We start from the raw sequence: 17110 nt of genomic DNA on the forward strand, positions 1-17110 counted from the left end.
CTATCTTGCAACAGCACAACCACCATCCCACATAAGGTTCAAGGCCCACAGAGGGGCGCGCTGCATCGCAGGCACCTTTCGCATTCAGGGCGCTTATGAAGGAGAGAACAGTCATGAATCTGGAAAAATTCACGGAACGCGCACGCGGCTTTTTGCAAGCCGCCCAAACCATTGCCCTGCGCGAAGATCACCAGCGCCTTGTGCCCGCGCATCTGCTGAAAGCCCTGCTGGACGATGATCAGGGCATGGCCGCCAATCTGATAAAACGCGCAGGCGGTGCGCCTGACCGCGTGGCGCAGGCCAATGACATCGCGCTTGCGAAAATCCCCAAGGTTTCAGGCGGGGAAGGGCAGATTTATATGGACCCGCAAACCGCCAAAGTGGTCGATCAGGCCGAACAGATTTCAAAAAAGGCAGGCGACAGCTATGTGACTGTCGAACGCCTGCTGACAGCGCTTGCGCTGGTGAAATCCGACGCCAAAGACGCGTTGGATGCCGGTGCCGTGACCGCCCAGAACCTGAACACAGCCATCAATGACATTCGCAAGGGGCGCACCGCAGACAGCGCATCGGCCGAAGAAGGCTATGACGCGCTGAAGAAATACGCCCGCGACCTGACGCAGGCGGCCCGCGAAGGCAAGATTGACCCGATCATTGGCCGCGATGAAGAAATCCGCCGCGCCATGCAGGTTTTGTCCCGCCGCACCAAGAACAACCCTGTGCTGATAGGCGAGCCGGGCGTGGGCAAAACCGCCATTGCCGAAGGGCTGGCGCTGCGCATCATCAATGGCGATGTGCCGGAATCCCTGCGCGACAAGAAGCTGATGGCGCTGGATATGGGCGCTTTGATCGCAGGCGCGAAATATCGGGGCGAGTTTGAAGAGCGGCTGAAAGCCATCCTCTCCGAAGTCACCTCTGCCGATGGCGAAATCATCCTGTTCATCGACGAGATGCACACGCTTGTGGGCGCGGGCAAATCCGAAGGGGCGATGGATGCCGCGAACCTGATCAAGCCTGCACTGGCGCGGGGTGAGTTGCATTGCGTGGGTGCCACCACGCTGGACGAATACCGCAAGCATGTGGAAAAAGACGCGGCCCTGGCGCGGCGTTTCCAGCCTGTTGTTGTGGAAGAACCCACAGTCGAAGATACCATCTCGATCCTGCGCGGGATCAAGGAGAAATACGAGCTGCATCACGGCGTGCGCATCTCTGACTCGGCGCTGGTGGCAGCGGCGACGCTGTCGCACCGCTATATCACCGACCGCTTTTTGCCCGACAAGGCCATCGACCTGATGGACGAGGCCGCAAGCCGCCTGCGCATGGAAGTGGACAGCAAGCCCGAGGAACTGGACGCGCTGGACCGCGACATCTTGCAAAAGCAGATCGAGGCTGAAGCCCTGCGCAAGGAAGATGATGCCGCCAGCAAGGACCGTCTGACCACCTTGGAAAAGGAATTGTCAGACCTGATGCAGCGCAGCGCCGAGATGACAACCTCGTGGCAGGCAGAGCGCGACAAGCTGGAAGCCGCGCGCCAGATCAAGGAAGACCTTGACCGCGCGCGCATAGATCTGGAAACCGCCAAGCGGCAGGGCGATTTCGCCAATGCAGGCCGGTTGCAATATGGCGCGATCCCGGAACTGGAACGCAAACTGGCCGAGGCCGAGGCCCGCGAGGCCGAAAAGCTGGTGGCAGATGCCGTCCGGCCGGAACAGATTGCCGAAGTCGTGGAACGCTGGACAGGCATTCCCACCTCGAAAATGCTGGAAGGCGAGCGCGAGAAACTTCTGCGCATGGAAGACGAATTGCACAAGCGCGTGGTCGGTCAGGACGAGGCTATTCACGCAGTCGCCAATGCCGTGCGCCGTGCGCGTGCGGGGCTGAACGACGAAAACCGCCCCCTTGGCAGCTTTCTGTTCCTTGGCCCCACAGGTGTGGGCAAGACCGAACTGACCAAGGCGGTGGCGCAATATCTGTTCGATGATGATCAGGCGATGGTGCGCATCGACATGTCGGAATTCATGGAAAAACACTCGGTCGCGCGCCTGATCGGCGCCCCTCCGGGCTATGTCGGCTATGAAGAAGGGGGCGTTCTGACCGAAGCTGTGCGCCGCAGGCCCTATCAGGTGGTGCTGTTTGACGAGGTCGAGAAGGCGCACCCAGAGGTGTTCAACGTGCTGTTGCAGGTGCTTGATGACGGGCAGTTGACCGACAGCCATGGCCGCCGCGTGGATTTCAAGCAAACGCTGATCATCCTGACATCAAACCTTGGCTCTCAGGCGCTCAGCCATATGGCAGAGGGTGTGGACCGTGCCTCGGTCAAGACCGAGGTGATGGAGGCCGTGCGCGCCCATTTTCGGCCCGAATTCCTGAACCGGCTGGATGAAACAGTCATCTTCGACCGGCTGTCGCGGAATGATATGGATGCGATTGTCGATATCCAGATGGCGCGGCTTCTCAAGCGCCTTCTGGCACGCAAGATCACGCTGGACATGGACGACGCCGCCCGCACATGGATGGCCGACAAGGGCTATGACCCGGTTTATGGCGCGCGCCCGCTGAAACGGGTGATCCAGCGCTATCTGCAAGACCCGCTGGCGCAGATGCTGCTGTCGGGGTCGGTGATGGATGGCGCAACCGTCACTGTGACCGCAGGGGCGGATGGTCTGATCATCGGCGACCATCTGGTCGGCGATGACGATGCCCCGCGCATGAAACTGGTCCACTGAGGCGGCCCGTTCAGCGCCTGCGCAACCTGACCCCGGCCTTGCGCCGGGGTCTCTTGCTTCAAGCAACATGTGGCAGAACTGCTGCGATGGACCGGCTTGTTTCGGCAGCGCGCCACAGTTTTGCCCGAAACTTGTGCGACACACAAAGCGCACTGAACCAGTGAGAGGGGCAAATGCGCATACCATTCATGTTACTGGGCTTGTCTGTCCTTGGCTATACACTGGCACAAAGCCTGCCGGGCTATGCCGATCTCGGGTTTCTTGCGCTTGTGACAGGGGCAGCGGCGCTGCTGCTGGTCGCGCAGGCGTTCTGGCGCAGGCGAGGTCAGCGCGCGCAACCTTATATCCTTCTGGATGGATCAAATGTTATGCATTGGGGCAACGGGCAGCCCAGTCTGGTGCCTGTGCGCGACGTGGTGTCACAGCTCAAAAAGCAAGGTTACAGGCCCGGCGTAGTGTTTGACGCAAATGCAGGCTACAAACTGGAAGGCCGGTATTTCAACCACAGGGTTCTGGCGCGCAGGCTGGGCCTGTCGCCCGACCTTGTGTTGGTCGTGAACAAGGGCGAACCTGCGGACCCTTTCATTTTGCAAGCCGCGCAGGATTACGATGCACGCATTGTCAGCAATGACCGGTTCCGCGATTGGTCAGAGCATTTTCCACAAGTGACCCAACCGGGATATCTGGTGCGGGGCCGCGTTCACCAAGGCGCAGTGCAGCTTGATCTGACCTGAGAGAATGAACCGCACAAAGGCACGCAACCTGACCCCGGCCTTGCGCCGGGGTCTCTTGGCTGGCCGCGAGGTCCCGGCGCAAGGCCGGGACAGCGTTGCACCCCTTATCAGTGGAAATCCCGACTGGGAAACAGTTGCTTGGCCTGTTCGCGCGGGTGGCGCACGGAACGGGGCTGGCGGGTTGGCACGGGGCGGCGGGCTTCGTCGCTGCGCCCCGCTGTCGGGTCGATCACCCCGCGCCCCATCTCGCCCAACAGCGCCGAGCAATCCTCGACCCGCTCTGCAATCACATGAATCACGGCCCCCTCGCGCTGCACACGGCCTGTCACCCGCAGCAAGCGGCCACTGATGACCGCACGGCGAAACTGCTCATAGATTTTCGGCCAGACCACCACATTGCTGACGCCGGTTTCATCCTCCAGCGTGATGAAGATAACCCCCGAGGCCGTGCCGGGGCGCTGGCGCGTGATCACCAGCCCGCAGACAACAACCCGCCCGCGCGCCTGTGGCAGCTGGTCATGCGCGGTCAGTCCCGAAAGACCCGGGCGCAACACTTCCATGGGATGGGCGCGCAGGGACAGGCGGAGCGACAGGTAATCTTCCACCACCGCCTCGCCCAAGCTGAGCGCGGGCAGGGTGACAGGGGGTTCCACGATGCCCTCGCCATCCATCCCCCCTTCGAACAGCGGCAGGGGTTTGGGGCCTTTCAGCGCGCGCACGGCCCATAGGGCCGCGCGCCGGGCCAGCCCCATACAGGCCAGCGCATCGGCTTCGGCCAGCCGCGTCAGCGCTGCAGGCGCCACCCCTGCCCGCCGCCACAGGCTTTCGGCGTCAGGGTAGCCATTGCCGCGCGCGGCCACGATCCAGCCCGCGTCCTCCTCGCCCATGCCGCGCACTTGGCGAAGGCCCAGCCGCAGGGCCAGCCCGCCATCGGCGCGCCCCTCCAGCGTGCAATCCCAATGGGAATGATTGACCGAGACGGGCCGCACCTCGACCCCGTGATCGCGCGCATCGCGCACGATCTGGGCAGGCGCGTAAAACCCCATCGGCTGGCTGTTCAGCAGCGCGCAGGCGAAAGCCGCCGGATGGTGGCGTTTCAGCCATGCCGAGGCATAGACCAGCAGCGCAAAACTGGCCGCGTGGGATTCGGGGAAGCCATATTCGCCAAAGCCTTCAATTTGGGCAAAGCAGGCATCTGCAAAGGCAGGGTCATAGCCGCGCGACAGCATGCCTGCGATGAAGCGGTCGCGGAAACTGCCAATCGTGCCCATGCGTTTGAAGGTGGCAAGGCTGCGGCGCAGGCGATCCGCCTCTTCGGGCGTGAAGCCCGCCGCAACCACCGCAATCTGCATGGCCTGTTCCTGAAACAGCGGCACGCCAAGCGTGCGCTGCAACACATCGCGCAATTCAGGGCTGGGCAGATGCACCGCCTCTTTCCCCTGACGGCGGCGGATATAGGGGTGGACCATGCCGCCTTGAATGGGACCGGGGCGCACAATCGCCACTTCGATCACCAGATCATAGAACACACGCGGGCGCATGCGCGGCAGGAAATTCATCTGCGCGCGGGATTCGACCTGAAACACGCCAATCGCATCGGCGCGGCACAGCATGTCATAGGTGGCGCCATCCTCGCGCGGCAGGTTTTCAAGGCTGTAGCGCGGCCCGCCAGTATGCGCGACCAGATCGAAACATTTGCGGATGCAGGTCAGCATGCCAAGCGACAGCACATCGACCTTCAGAATGCCCAGCGCGTTGATGTCGTCCTTGTCCCATTCGATAACCGTGCGCCCCTGCATCGCGGCATTCTCGATCGGGCACAACTCATCCAGCCGCCCCTTGGTAATAACAAACCCGCCGACATGCTGGGACAGATGGCGCGGAAAGCCGATAATCTCGGCGATCAACTCCATCGTCTGGGCAAGGCGCGGCTCTGCCGCGTCCAGCCCCAATTCGCGCAACCGTTCCGGCGCAGGCGGGCCAGAGCGCCAGCCCATTGACGATGACGCCAGCGCCGACACCACATCGGCCGACAGCCCCATCACCTTGCCCACCTCGCGCACCGCCGCGCGCGACCGGAAATGGATAACCGTGGCGGTCAGCCCCGCCCGTTCACGCCCGTAACGTTCATAGATATGCTGGATCACCTCCTCGCGGCGCTCATGCTCGAAATCCACGTCGATATCTGGCGGCTCTCCGCGGGCTTCGGACATGAAACGCTCGAACACCATGGAAATTGTGTCGGGGGGGACTTCGGTAATGCCCAGCGCATAGCAGATCACCGAATTGGCCGCAGACCCCCGCCCCTGACACAAAATCCCGCGCCCCCGCGCGAAAGCCACGATGTCATGCACAGTCAGGAAATAAGATGCAAACCCAAGCGCTGCGATAATGCGCAATTCCTTGGCCACTTTCGCGGCAGTGTCGGGGGGCGCGCCGGTCGGGAACCGCCGCCACACCCCCTCTTGCACCAGACGTTCCAGCCGCGCCTGTGCCGGTTCGCCATTGGTCACCTCATCAGGGTATTCATAGGACAGTTCATCCAGATTAAAGGCGCAGCGATCCGCGATTTCCAGTGTGCGGCGCAGGGCGGCAGGGTATGGGGCAAAGACGCGCGCCATCTCTCGCCCCGATTTCAGGCGGGATTCCGCATTGGCCAGCGCGCGCGCGCCAAGACTGTCGATATCGCAGCCGATCCGCAGACAGGTCAGCACATCGGCCAGCTTGCGCCGCCGCGCGCTATGCATCCGAACATCGCCCAAGGCCACCATCGGCATGGCCAGCGCCGCTGCCTGATGCGCACGCAGGGCAAGGCGTTCGGGGTCGCGCCCGTCATAGCGCGGACAGGCCCCAAGAAAGCAGTTTCCGGGGAAATTCGCAGCAATCTGGCGTATCTGCCCCTCGCCCCCGGGGGTGCGCTGTTCTGGGGGCAGCGCGATCAGGATCATATCGCGCCCGCCCGCCAGCAGGTCGGCATGGTCCAGATGGCAGTCCCCCTTGGGCGCGCGCCGTTTGCCAAGGCTGAGAAGCCGCGACAGGCGCGCATAACCCGCGCGGCACACAGGCAGCGCCAGCCATTCAACCGCGCTGTCACGCAACACCAGCCGCGCGCCCACGATCAGGCGCGGTAAGGGGCCATCCGGCACAGACAGGGCCGCGCCTGTGTCGGTCTGGCGGCTGGATGTGTCGGTCTGCCGGTGCGAGCGGATGGACACAGCTTCAGCCTGCGCGCGCCCCAACTCGCGCAGCGCCACATGCGCGCGCACCACACCGGCCAGCGAATTGCGATCCGTGATCGCAATCGCGCACAGCCCCAGCTCCGCCGCCCTTGCGACCAGCTCCTCGGGGTGCGAAGCCCCGGTCAGGAAGGTGAAATTCGAGGTCACGCACAGTTCGGCATAACCTTGCGCGCCAATCCTTGACATGATTGCCCCTTCGCACAGATCAAATGTTCTATATTTGTTCTTTTGCGATTCGGACAAGCCCTGTCTGTCATCCCACCATGGGACAGATCAGCGCGCAGGCGTGGGGGTGCGCTGGAAGGTCAGGTAATGCGGCCTGCGCCCCTCGCGCAGGGCCTTTTGTTCATAGCGGGTGGAAATCCAGTCATCCCAAGGGGTTTCCCAATCGGTGGGCGCGGGCGTCAGGCACTCGAACCCTGCGGGCGGCACTTCTTCCATGGTCTGGCGGACATAATCGGGAATATCGGTTGCCACACGGAAAATTGCACCGGGCTGCAAGACACGCGCCAAGGCGTCCAGATAGTCGGGCGTCACAAACCGGCGGCGATGGTGGCGCGCCTTTGGCCAAGGGTCCGGGTATAGCAGAAAGGCGCGCTGCAAGCAGCCATCGGGCAGCACATCGAACAGATCGCGCACATCCCACGGATAAATGCGCAAATTCTCAACCGCTGCAGTGCGGATCTTGCCCAGCAGCATGGCCACACCGTTGATATACGGCTCGCACCCGATAATGCCGACATTCGGGTTCAGGCTGCATTGATGGACCAGATGCTCGCCCCCGCCAAAGCCCACTTCCAGCCAAAGCGGGCGGGCATCGGCAAACAGGGTTTGGGGGTCGATGGTCTGGCGTTCGGGGTTGTCTTCGAGGCTGACGCCGACAGGGCGCAAGGCGTGCAGGTCTTCGTCAAGATAGCGCTTCTGCGCGGGTCGCAGGGTCTTGCCCTTGATCCGGCCATAGAAATTGCGCTTCTCCGGGGGCGTATCAGGGGCTGTCATTGGGGCACTCCGCGTTTCGGGCGGGGTATGCAGGCCATGGATGCCCCCGTCAAGATCATCTGCGGCCCTTCGGGTTTACAACCCTGTCCTGACTTGGCATGCTTATAGAACTGCCACAGAGCAACCGTGCGAGCTTGCGCGCCTCTGACAATTCACCCCCCCAACCTTGGAAGGATACCCCATGACGCAGGCGACAGCCGGCAACACAGTCAGCATTCATTACACAGGCACCCTTGAGGATGGATCGGTCTTCGACAGCTCTGAGGGGCGCGACCCGCTGGAGTTTCAGGTCGGATCAGGCGCGATCATCCCCGGGCTGGACCGCGCGATCCTGGGCATGAGCGTGGGCGAGCAGAAAACCGTCACCATCCCCAGCGCAGAGGCATATGGCGAATACCAGCCGCAGGCCCGCCAAGATGTACCCCGCGACCAAATTCCCGACAATATTCCGCTGGACCCCGGCACAATGCTGCAAATGCAGACCCCAGAGGGCGGCGCCATTCCGGTTGTCGTGGCCGAAGTCACGGATGAAAGTGTCACACTGGATGCAAACCACCCGCTGGCAGGCAAAGACCTGACCTTCGCGGTGGAAATCGTTTCCGTCAGCTAATACTACAGTTGCGGATATTGTCGAATTTTCCGATGTGCGATGGCGGCATCGAGCTGATGCTGGCGTCGCCATCTTGACCAGTCCCAGATGGCATCAAGACTAAGATTGTGGTTCGCAGCAGACGGCGAATGAGTCTTCGGATTTCTGATGTTGCCATACAGCGCTGAAGGCGTTCGAAGAGGTCGTGATCCCTACTGGCACCTGCGCCTTTCCCAAACGCTCCCGATTGTCAGCCCATCGCTGAATGCGCCCGCCGAGAGCCGCTGCTCTGAGCGCTTGAACGCAGGCCCGACAAATGCCTACAGGTCATCAAGCACCCCGCGCAAATTTCCAAAGCTGCCAGCCCGATCCAATACAGACATGCGCATCTCTCCAATCCCATGGCGCAAGTGAACCAGAACTCAACACAATACGCTACTGTAGTATGAATGATGCAAATCGGATTTTATAATACTGGAATAATTGGTCTATCCGGCAATATGGCAAGAGGGTCACTGCTTCAAATTAGGGATGGCAACAACCGGAATGTGCAAGTCTCAGTATCTGGTGGCGAGGTCCTTCATCAGCTCGGCAACAATAACACTGCGGCCTTGGAGGTCGAGAATGCAAATGTGCTGTATAAACAAATCGGGAACGATCTGGCGGCTTCTGACCCTGTACCTGTTTCCAACTATGGTGGAACAGGTGGCCATATTTCAATGACTCAATATTTGGATTGGTAAGAGGCGCCGCGTCACAAACTCTGGTCCAAGTGCCCGGACTTGACCGAGCACTTCCAATTAGGCGGTGTCGCGGTGCTGTGCCCTTACTTATTGCGCCGCCCTTGCGTCCGCTGCAGTCCCGTAGACTGGCATATTTGCCCCCGCTTTGCTATGCGCGGCCATCAGCGTATCGCGGACATAAGCGATATGGGCTGTCTCCTCGATGATCTCGGCCAGATATTGCGCGGCCATCAGGGACTTTCCGACACCAATCGTGCCATGATTGGCAAGAACGGCGGCCCTGATATTGGTATCTGTGAACACAGGTGAAATCTCTGTCTCTGTCTGGGGGCCACCCATATGTGACAGCGGGATCAGTGGCATCCGGCCAATCTTTTCAATGGTTTGAACGGTCAGACAGGGTATTTCCAGCCCGGCGCTGGCATAGCCCGTCGCCCATGGGCTGTGGCAATGCACGATGGCATTGATATCGGGCCTGATGCGATACAGATCGAGATGGAAATCCAGGTCCTTGGATGGCTTGTGATCAGATGGCAGGATCGTGCCATCCAACAGCACAATCTGAAGATTGTGGCGCGTGCATTCGGCAAACCCAACACCAGAGGGCTTGATCACGATGGCATCGCCCGCATCCAGCCGCACAGACAGATTGCCCCCTGCATTGGTTTGCAGGCGCAAGTCAAAACAGCGCCTTGCGGTTGCGATCAACGCATCCATCTTTTCGGTCAGGTCAGGAAATCGGGATAAATCAAGCATCTGGCATCCTTTGCAATAAGGCTTTTACGGCACCCTCGCCGGTTTGGGGGTCGTTAATATGGTGGGGGACACGCGCGACGGTGAACGCTTTGGCTTCGCACGCAAGAATATCGGCCGCGATCTCGCGCAAGTGCGGGTCTTCAATCGCGCCGCCAGAACGGTCTTCGTGGCTGAACCCGCCCATTGGGACCAGCACATGCGTGGGGGCCGATGCTGCATTCAAGGCATCTGCCAAAGCATGCGCCTGCCCCTCCATCTCGGATTGGGTCAGTTTAACATGGGTAAAATGGCTGGAATGGCGGTAATATGGCCGCGCCAGATAGGCAGAGTCCAGTGTGTCAACCGCACCAAGTCCCAGAAAGTTCAGCGCCCCCGGCAACACCACGCGCGGCAGGAACCCTGACACGGTGAACCTGTCAGGCATCGGCACACAAGCCCCGGCAAGGTGCATCCGGCCCAGCTCGTGCACATTCAGGTCTATGACACCTGCCGCGCGGCCTTCGCGCACAAAGCGTGCAAATGCCGCGCCGCCATAGCCGTTTGAATGGAACACCGTAGCCTCTAGGCTGCGGCGCGCAAGCGCTTGCACAACAGCTGTGCCAGCTGGCCCTGTCGCCCCCAAAGTCGATACAGCAATGGACGGGCGCGCGCTGGTGGCAATGCCGCGCCGGTGCCGCAACCCTGCAACCATCGCAGCGGCATTGTCAAAAACCTGCGCCAATGTGGGGTTCATGCCCTCAATGTCACACAGGGTTGGAATCAGGGTGATTGCGTTTTGCGCAAGCGCCGCGCGCGGATCAAAGGCCAGCGTTGTGATCAGCAGGCGCGGAAGGTCTGATGGCAAGGCGCATAGCACATCCAGCGCGATTTCGCCGCCTGTGCCGCCACCAATACCCAATGCCGCAAGGCTATCTCCTGCCAATGCGCAGGCTTGGGCGCGCGCCTCTGCCGCGCGGGTCTGCATCAGCGCAAGTTTCGCCGCGCCCGGCAACACCACCCCACCAGAGCCAAGCGAGATGTCGATCAGCGCAACCTCCAGCCCTTGCGCGCGCAGCGCATCGCTCAGGGCCGCAAGCTCTGCTTGCTTCGTCTCTGATGTGCCGATCAGCAGAACCCGCGCCACACCCCTAACCCTTGACCGCGCCCGCCGTCATGCCCGTGATAATCTGGCGCGAGGCGAAAAGGGTAAACAGGATGGGCGGCACCGCAAGCAGCATTCCCGTGGCAAAGATGGTGCCCAAACCGTCAAACTCGCTTGCATTGTTCACGATCAGAATTGGCACTGTCATGGTTGTGCGATCCGCCAGCGCCGAAGCCAGCAGGTATTCGTTCCATGCAATTCGGAAGGTAAAGATCGCCGCAGCCGCAAGCCCGGGCTTGATCAGGGGCAGCACCACCATAAAGAAGGTCTGGAACGGCCCCGCACCGTCAACCCGTGCCGCCTCTTCCAGCGAATAGGGCACTTGCACGATGAAGCTTTGCAAAATCCAGATCACAAAGGGCAGGTTCATCGCCACATAGATCAGGATAATCCCCGAATGCGTGCCCGCAAGGCAGATATCGCCACGCCCGCCGAAAGTGTCGCGGATAAATTCACCCAGCAGGGTGGTCCGCCCGATGCAAAATGTGTTGTTCCACAGCCCGAAGACCGGCACCAGCAGCACCGCTGGCGGGATCATGCGCACCGCCAGCGTCGACAATGACATGCTGTCGCGCCCCATGAAGCGAAACCGCACCAGCGCATAGGCCGCCATCGTGCCCATGATCAATGTCAGCGCCGTCGAAATCAGCGCGATGATCAGCGAATTGATGAACGCCCCCCCGAAGCGGATACGGCAAAACCGCAGGTGATCGGGTTTGTACCACAACAGATCGCACAGGGCGGTTTCATAATTGCGGATCGTGGGCATGAACAAAAGCCCACCTGCCCCGCTGGTGATATTCACATCCAGTTTCAGAGAGTTGATCAGCAATATGCCCACAGGGCCAATCGACATGAAGATCAGCATGGCTATCAGGATATAGAAGCCGAAGTTCTGGCGCTCATGATTGGGGTGTGACATGGCTCAGCCCTCTTCTTCCTTGGTGAAACGCAAACGCCGCGCACGCGCTTCTTGCCAGCGGGTGAAGGCGAACATGCCCAGTGTCAGAACCATCAGCAGCATCAGCAACATATTCGACATTGCCGCCGCCTCGCCCAGTTCTCGAAACTCTCGCGCAGTGCGGGCGATGCGCAAGGCCAGAATTTCAGTTTGCAGGCCCGGCCCGCCGCCGGTCAGCACAAGGATCACTTCCAGCACCTTGAAGGCATCTATCAAGCGCAGCAGCAAGGTGACGATCAGCACAGGCGCCATCAGGGGCAGTTTGATATGCCAGATTTGCTGCATCGTGGTCGCACCATCAATGCGCGCAGCTTCCAGTGCCGAACGCGGCAAAGATTGCAGCGCAGCCAGCGACAGGATGAAAATGAACGGAGTCCACTGCCACACATCTGCAATGATGACCGACAGCAGCGGGTTCTGGCCCAGCCAGTCAACCTTTGGCAGGCCAACCGCTTCCAGCATCCGGTTGATGGTGCCATAACTCTGGTGGAACATGTAGCGCCAGACAAGGCCCACCACCACGGGCGCAATCATCATTGGCAGAATGAACAGCGTCCGCAGCAAGGACATGCCGCGGATCTTGCGGTCCAGCAGCAAAGCCAGACTCACCCCAAGCACCATTTCCACACTGACAACGCTAAAGGCGAACACCAAGGTGACCCAAAAGCTTTCATGAAAGGCAGGGTCCGCAAGCAGGCGCGCGTAATTCGCCAGCCCAACAAACTCGGTCTCGGTAATGCTCTGGCTGGGGTCCCAAGCGCGAAAGCTGCCCCAGATCATGTATCCAATCGGATAAAACAGCGCCAGCAGCATCACAAGCGCCGCAGGGGCCGCGAAAAGATAAGGGGTCAGGCGGTTTGCGGAAAATCGTGTCACGATTCAAGGGCCTTCGGGTGCTGGGTGTCAAAGCTGCAAGGCAAGATCGACGCGCCAACGGGCAAACCGTGGCGCGCCGCAACAGTCAGGTCCGGCTTATTGCCAGATGTAATAGCCCTGTTCTTCCATCAGCGCGCGGGTCCGCTCTGCAATCCCGTCAAGCGCTTCCTGAATATCCAGATTCTGCGTCAGAACCTGACTCATGGTTGTTCCGATATCGGCGTTAATCCGCCCCCATGCCGGAATGATCGGGCGCCAGTCAGGATCGGCATACTGAAGTGCCTCGCCAAAGGTGGACGACCAGGGGTATAGGGCGTTCAATTCTTCATTCTCATATGTCGAGAAGCGCGACGGGTTACCGCCTGCCAGCGCAACAGCCAAATCACCTTCTTTCGATGTCAGCCATTGCATCAGCAGAAACGCAGCTTCTTTATGTTGCGCATTGGCAGGAATCCCAAGCCCGAAGCCGCCTGTCTGGCTGGCACGCTGCACACCCATCGGATGCATGGCATAGCCCACATTCCCCGCCACTGTTGACCTGCTCTCATCCTCGAACGTGGGGGCGAATGCGATGGAATCGATGAACATTGCCGCCTGCCCTTGGGCGAAAGCATTTGCCGCCTCGTTCGGGCCGAATGCAGACGATCCCTCGGGGCCGCAATCTACGATTCGTTTCAGTGCTTCTGCGGCGGCCACGCCTTGCGCGTCATTCAGACGTGGCTGCCACGCATCATCAAAAACGCGCCCGCCTAGCGGGGCCAGATGCAGCAGCAGCGCATGCGAGGCCTGATGGCCCGAAGCCGCACGGCTGGCCACGCCCCCCATGCCCGGCTCCAGTTCTGGAATGCGGCACGCCAGATCCAGCAACTCGTCATAGGTTTCAGGCGCAGTCAGGCCGTGTTTTTCAAACACATCCTTCCGGTAAAACAGCACCGAGGTTTCAGACCCGAAGGGCAACCCGAAAAGTGACCCTGTCGGGCCGGGCAGATAGCCTTTTTCACCCCCTGCAACGCCAATATTCTGAACATAGCCGTCAATCAGATCGCCTGCGTCATAGGTTGGGTCTGCAAGGCGCGGATTCATGAAATACTTTGCCAGATTTTCCAGTTGGTCGGCATAGACGTAATCCGCCTTGGAAAAGACCACATAGGAAATCAGGTCATATGCCCCTTCTGACAGTGTCAGCTCCAGCGTCTGGCGTTCGCGCATGTCCAGATAGGGCAGCATATCGACTTCAACCTCGATGCCGGTTTGCGCCGTGAATTGCGGCAAAACCTCCATCGCGGCATTATAATGCGGATGTGAAGGGAAATTCACGACAAGTGTTGTGCCCGCATAGGGCGCATATGGCCCGTCCTGCGCCAATACCGCAGAGCCGAGCGTCAGTGTTGCAATAATTGTAGTATTTCTTAAAGTATTCAGCATTTCCGTATCCTCCCAGTTACAGAGTTTAGATGTGGCGCTAAATGGCCACTTCGGTCTTTGGATCGAACAGATGCAGCCCTTCGGGGCGGACTGCGAAACGCAGTGTTTCACCAAGTGCAATCGGGGTTTCAGATTTGATCTCGACCGTCACCCGCGCATCGCCGCAGTCGCAGATCAGAACAGATTGCGCGCCCACATATTCGGACACGATCACTTTCAGGTTCAGCCCCGCCCCCTCTGGCGCATCAGGCACATATTCCAGATCCGAGGGGCGCAGCCCCAGCGTGACCTGCTTATAGGCCAGCTTTGTTGCGCGCGCGGCCAGTGCGGGGGGCAGGCGCAGCGCAAAACCCTTGCCCTGCGCCATCAGATCACCGCCTTGGGACACAAGAATTGCATCCAGAAAATTCATCGGCGGCGCACCAAGAAAACCCGCAACAAACTTGTTTGCAGGGTTCCGAAACAACTCTGTCGGGGTGCCTTGCTGCTGAATATGCCCCCCATGCATGACCACGATACGATCTGCCAATGTCATGGCTTCGATCTGGTCATGGGTGACATAAATCATGTTTTTCTTGACGCTCTGCCGCATCAGCGCCAGTTCCGCCCGCATTTGCCCGCGCAATTTCGCGTCAAGATTGGACAGCGGTTCGTCAAACAGGAAGGTCGATGCATCGCGGCACAGCGCACGGCCCATGGCAACACGCTGGCGCTGCCCGCCCGACAACTCGCCCGGTTTGCGGTCCAGAAACGGCGACAGACCCAGCATTTCCGCCACATCGCGGACTTTGCGGTCTATCTCGGCTTTGGGCCGTTTTTGCAGGCGCAGCGAAAACGACATGTTTTTCGCAACATTCATATGCGGGTAAAGCGCGTAATCCTGAAACACCATCGCAATGTCACGGTCTTTCGGGTCCAGATTGGAAACTGCGCGCTCCCCCATCCAGATTTCGCCCGCCGAAATATCCTCAAGCCCGGCGATCATGCGCAGAGTCGTGGACTTGCCGCATCCGGAAGGGCCGACAAGCACTGTGAACTCATGCTCGGCCATGTCCAGATCGATGCCATGAAGAACCTCGACGGCACCATATCGCTTGACCAAGCCTTCAAGGCGAATCGGCGGCATTTAATTCCTTCCTTCTGAATATCGCTAAGTTATGTATACAAACGTAAAAGTAAATATCCAAAATTGCATCCCAACCAAATATTCGCTATGTATGACTGAAACGGAGGGTAGAGCAATGACTTCGGTGGACGACAAACAGCAGACACGCAGTTCTATGGTACAGCGGATCGAAGCTGCATTGATGGATGACATCGCCGCTGGCGCGCTAGAACCGGGCGAGCGGCTGGATGAAGTCAAACTGACCGAACGCTTTGGCGTGTCGCGCACACCTGTGCGCGAAGCTCTCGGCAGGTTAACCGCACAAGGCGTGCTGGTCCCCGGAGAAAAGCGCGGCGTCAGAGTGGCCAGCTACACGCGCGAGGAATTGGCGCAAATATTTGAAACAATGCACGAAATTGAAGCGGCTTGTGCAAGAATTGCATCACAAAGATTAACACTTCTGGTGCGTTCGGAAATCGAAACCGCGCAAGCGCGCTGCGTCGCCGCCGCCCAGACAGGCGACCTTCAAGGCTATTTGCGTGCCAATGAGGCGTTTCATTTTGCAATCTACCGCGCAACAGGCAACCCGTATATGGCCGAGCTTGCATCCGATTTCAGACGCCGCACAGGGCCGTTTCGCGCCAAAAGATTCGCCACAAAAGCAGACCTTGTCGCATCGGCAGAAAGCCACGAATCGTTGATCGCAGGTATTTTCTCCGAAGATTCAAAAGCCGCCGCCGATGGGATGCGCGCACATATGACCACCAGTTTTCTGCAAACTTTGGCCATGAATTGACGTAACAGCGCAGAATTTGCTTGCACTCTGACGCAGCTTCAGATTTCTGTATACAAAGTTTATACTTTGCATATGGAGATTTGCATGGGCGTTCAGGAAACCCGGATTTACCCGATCAACACTGGCTGGCTGGAAGCCGATCTTGGCACCTACGTGTTCTGGAAAGGGCCTGCGGGAAAAAAATACTGGAATCCGGTTTATTGCCACTATGTCGATACGGGAACGCATAAGATCCTGATCGATACCGGCCTGTGCGACGAAGAGCGCGCAACCAGATATCACCACAAATGCGACAAACGGGGCTGCCTTCAGGTGCATGAACATCTGGAACAGAAACTTGGTGTGCATCCAGATGAAATTGACGCGATTGTTTTCACGCATCTGCACTGGGACCATGTCCAGAACATGAAGCAGTTCAAGAATGCCCGCTATATCGCCCCCAAAGCTGAAATCGAAATGGCCTTTAACCCGCTTCCGCTGTATTATCGGACATACGAGTCGGGCTATCTGGGGATTGAACCCGCCTATGCAGGCTGCGTGTTTGAAGCCGTGGCCGATGAATGCGAGGTGTTGCCCGGCATAACCATGTTCCACACACCGGGGCATTCTGTCGGGCATATGGCGGTGTCTGTCGCAACGGCAATGGGCGATATCGTGGTGGCAGGCGACGCCATTTTCGTTGAACGCAATCTGGAACCGAACCCCGAGGAAGGCTGGCGCCACTGGGTGCCCGCGCGGTTCGTCAACAGCTATGAAGGCTGGAAATCGGTCGAGGAAATCGACAAACGGGCGGATTACGTCCTGCCCTGCCATGACGAGGCAGCCAACGCGCGCGCGCCCTATTTCCCGTATGAAGGCATGCCATTGCGCAAGCGTCGCCAGCATATTCCCGGCTTCAAGTTCTATTTCGGAGATATGCCTGCCGGCAGCGTTGCCAAAGCTGCACCTGCAATGACCACAGCAGAGGCAGAACGCTATCTGGCCGGATTGAAGCACCCCAAGGACATGGCCGGAACCTGA

The 17110-nt window shown here is 59.5% G+C and carries 14 protein-coding genes; 6 read left to right on the plus strand and 8 right to left on the minus strand.

Annotated elements, in window-relative coordinates; all coding sequences use genetic code 11:
• Positions 1-113: 113 nt before the first annotated feature.
• Both clpB and BG455_RS00235 read left to right on the plus strand, forming a co-directional pair.
• The gene (gene clpB / locus BG455_RS00230; RefSeq protein WP_071467944.1) at positions 114-2726 is read left to right on the plus strand and encodes an ATP-dependent chaperone ClpB; all 2613 of its coding nucleotides are present in this window, start codon (positions 114-116) and stop codon (positions 2724-2726) included.
• Positions 2727-2914: 188 nt separating this feature from the next.
• The gene (locus tag BG455_RS00235; protein WP_245735427.1) at positions 2915-3460 is read left to right on the plus strand and encodes an NYN domain-containing protein; all 546 of its coding nucleotides are present in this window, start codon (positions 2915-2917) and stop codon (positions 3458-3460) included.
• Between the two features lie 107 nt (positions 3461-3567).
• Here the strand turns inward: BG455_RS00235 and BG455_RS00240 are convergent, their stop codons facing one another.
• Complete coding sequence (locus BG455_RS00240; protein WP_071468188.1) at positions 3568-6885, minus strand: error-prone DNA polymerase; 3318 nt, start codon at positions 6883-6885, stop codon at positions 3568-3570.
• A gap of 87 nt (positions 6886-6972) precedes the next feature.
• Positions 6973-7698: a tRNA (guanine(46)-N(7))-methyltransferase TrmB gene (trmB, locus tag BG455_RS00245; RefSeq protein WP_084386049.1), complete on the minus strand. Its 726-nt coding sequence runs from the start codon at positions 7696-7698 to the stop codon at positions 6973-6975.
• Positions 7699-7879: 181 nt separating this feature from the next.
• On the opposite strand from trmB, the gene BG455_RS00250 reads away from it, so the two are divergent.
• Complete coding sequence (locus BG455_RS00250) at positions 7880-8308, plus strand: FKBP-type peptidyl-prolyl cis-trans isomerase (RefSeq protein ID WP_071467946.1); 429 nt, start codon at positions 7880-7882, stop codon at positions 8306-8308.
• Positions 8309-8736: 428 nt separating this feature from the next.
• Positions 8737-9030: a hypothetical protein gene (locus tag BG455_RS17020; RefSeq protein WP_143079847.1), complete on the plus strand. Its 294-nt coding sequence runs from the start codon at positions 8737-8739 to the stop codon at positions 9028-9030.
• Positions 9031-9117: 87 nt separating this feature from the next.
• On the opposite strand, the gene BG455_RS00255 is transcribed toward BG455_RS17020, so the two are convergent.
• From BG455_RS00255 to BG455_RS00280, 6 genes are all read right to left on the minus strand, one after another.
• On the minus strand, positions 9118-9786 hold the full coding sequence (locus BG455_RS00255; protein WP_071467947.1) for a class II aldolase/adducin family protein: 669 nt from the start codon (positions 9784-9786) through the stop codon (positions 9118-9120).
• Positions 9779-10909: a Tm-1-like ATP-binding domain-containing protein gene (locus BG455_RS00260; protein WP_071467948.1), complete on the minus strand. Its 1131-nt coding sequence runs from the start codon at positions 10907-10909 to the stop codon at positions 9779-9781. Before BG455_RS00260 ends, BG455_RS00255 begins: the two co-directional genes overlap by 8 nt.
• 4 nt (positions 10910-10913) lie before the next feature.
• The gene (locus BG455_RS00265) at positions 10914-11849 is read right to left on the minus strand and encodes a carbohydrate ABC transporter permease (RefSeq protein WP_071467949.1); all 936 of its coding nucleotides are present in this window, start codon (positions 11847-11849) and stop codon (positions 10914-10916) included.
• A 3-nt stretch (positions 11850-11852) separates the two neighbouring features.
• Positions 11853-12764, minus strand: coding sequence for a carbohydrate ABC transporter permease (locus tag BG455_RS00270; protein WP_071467950.1), 912 nt, complete (start codon positions 12762-12764; stop codon positions 11853-11855).
• Between the two features lie 96 nt (positions 12765-12860).
• Positions 12861-14189: an ABC transporter substrate-binding protein gene (locus BG455_RS00275; protein ID WP_071467951.1), complete on the minus strand. Its 1329-nt coding sequence runs from the start codon at positions 14187-14189 to the stop codon at positions 12861-12863.
• A gap of 37 nt (positions 14190-14226) precedes the next feature.
• Complete coding sequence (locus tag BG455_RS00280) at positions 14227-15315, minus strand: ABC transporter ATP-binding protein (protein WP_071467952.1); 1089 nt, start codon at positions 15313-15315, stop codon at positions 14227-14229.
• Positions 15316-15406: 91 nt separating this feature from the next.
• Here BG455_RS00280 and BG455_RS00285 point away from each other — a divergent pair, with 91 nt between their 5' ends.
• On the plus strand, positions 15407-16090 hold the full coding sequence (locus BG455_RS00285) for a GntR family transcriptional regulator (protein WP_245735428.1): 684 nt from the start codon (positions 15407-15409) through the stop codon (positions 16088-16090).
• Positions 16091-16162: 72 nt separating this feature from the next.
• Positions 16163-17110, plus strand: a complete 948-nt coding sequence (locus BG455_RS00290) for an N-acyl homoserine lactonase family protein (RefSeq protein ID WP_245735429.1) — start codon at positions 16163-16165, stop codon at positions 17108-17110.

Origin of the sequence: Roseinatronobacter thiooxidans, from assembly GCF_001870675.1 — a bacterium.
In the GTDB taxonomy this organism is placed as follows: Bacteria; Pseudomonadota; Alphaproteobacteria; order Rhodobacterales; family Rhodobacteraceae; genus Roseinatronobacter; species Roseinatronobacter thiooxidans.

Coding starts and splice junctions, on each gene's coding strand:
- clpB (WP_071467944.1), top strand. CDS start 114: ATGAATCTGGAAAAATTCACGGAACGCGCACGCGGCTTTTTGCAAGCC.
- BG455_RS00235 (WP_245735427.1), top strand. CDS start 2,915: ATGTTACTGGGCTTGTCTGTCCTTGGCTATACACTGGCACAAAGCCTG.
- BG455_RS00240 (WP_071468188.1), bottom strand. CDS start 6,885: ATGTCAAGGATTGGCGCGCAAGGTTATGCCGAACTGTGCGTGACCTCG.
- trmB (WP_084386049.1), bottom strand. CDS start 7,698: ATGACAGCCCCTGATACGCCCCCGGAGAAGCGCAATTTCTATGGCCGG.
- BG455_RS00250 (WP_071467946.1), top strand. CDS start 7,880: ATGACGCAGGCGACAGCCGGCAACACAGTCAGCATTCATTACACAGGC.
- BG455_RS17020 (WP_143079847.1), top strand. CDS start 8,737: ATGATGCAAATCGGATTTTATAATACTGGAATAATTGGTCTATCCGGC.
- BG455_RS00255 (WP_071467947.1), bottom strand. CDS start 9,786: ATGCTTGATTTATCCCGATTTCCTGACCTGACCGAAAAGATGGATGCG.
- BG455_RS00265 (WP_071467949.1), bottom strand. CDS start 11,849: ATGTCACACCCCAATCATGAGCGCCAGAACTTCGGCTTCTATATCCTG.
- BG455_RS00275 (WP_071467951.1), bottom strand. CDS start 14,189: ATGCTGAATACTTTAAGAAATACTACAATTATTGCAACACTGACGCTC.
- BG455_RS00280 (WP_071467952.1), bottom strand. CDS start 15,315: ATGCCGCCGATTCGCCTTGAAGGCTTGGTCAAGCGATATGGTGCCGTC.
- BG455_RS00285 (WP_245735428.1), top strand. CDS start 15,407: ATGACTGAAACGGAGGGTAGAGCAATGACTTCGGTGGACGACAAACAG.
- BG455_RS00290 (WP_245735429.1), top strand. CDS start 16,163: ATGGAGATTTGCATGGGCGTTCAGGAAACCCGGATTTACCCGATCAAC.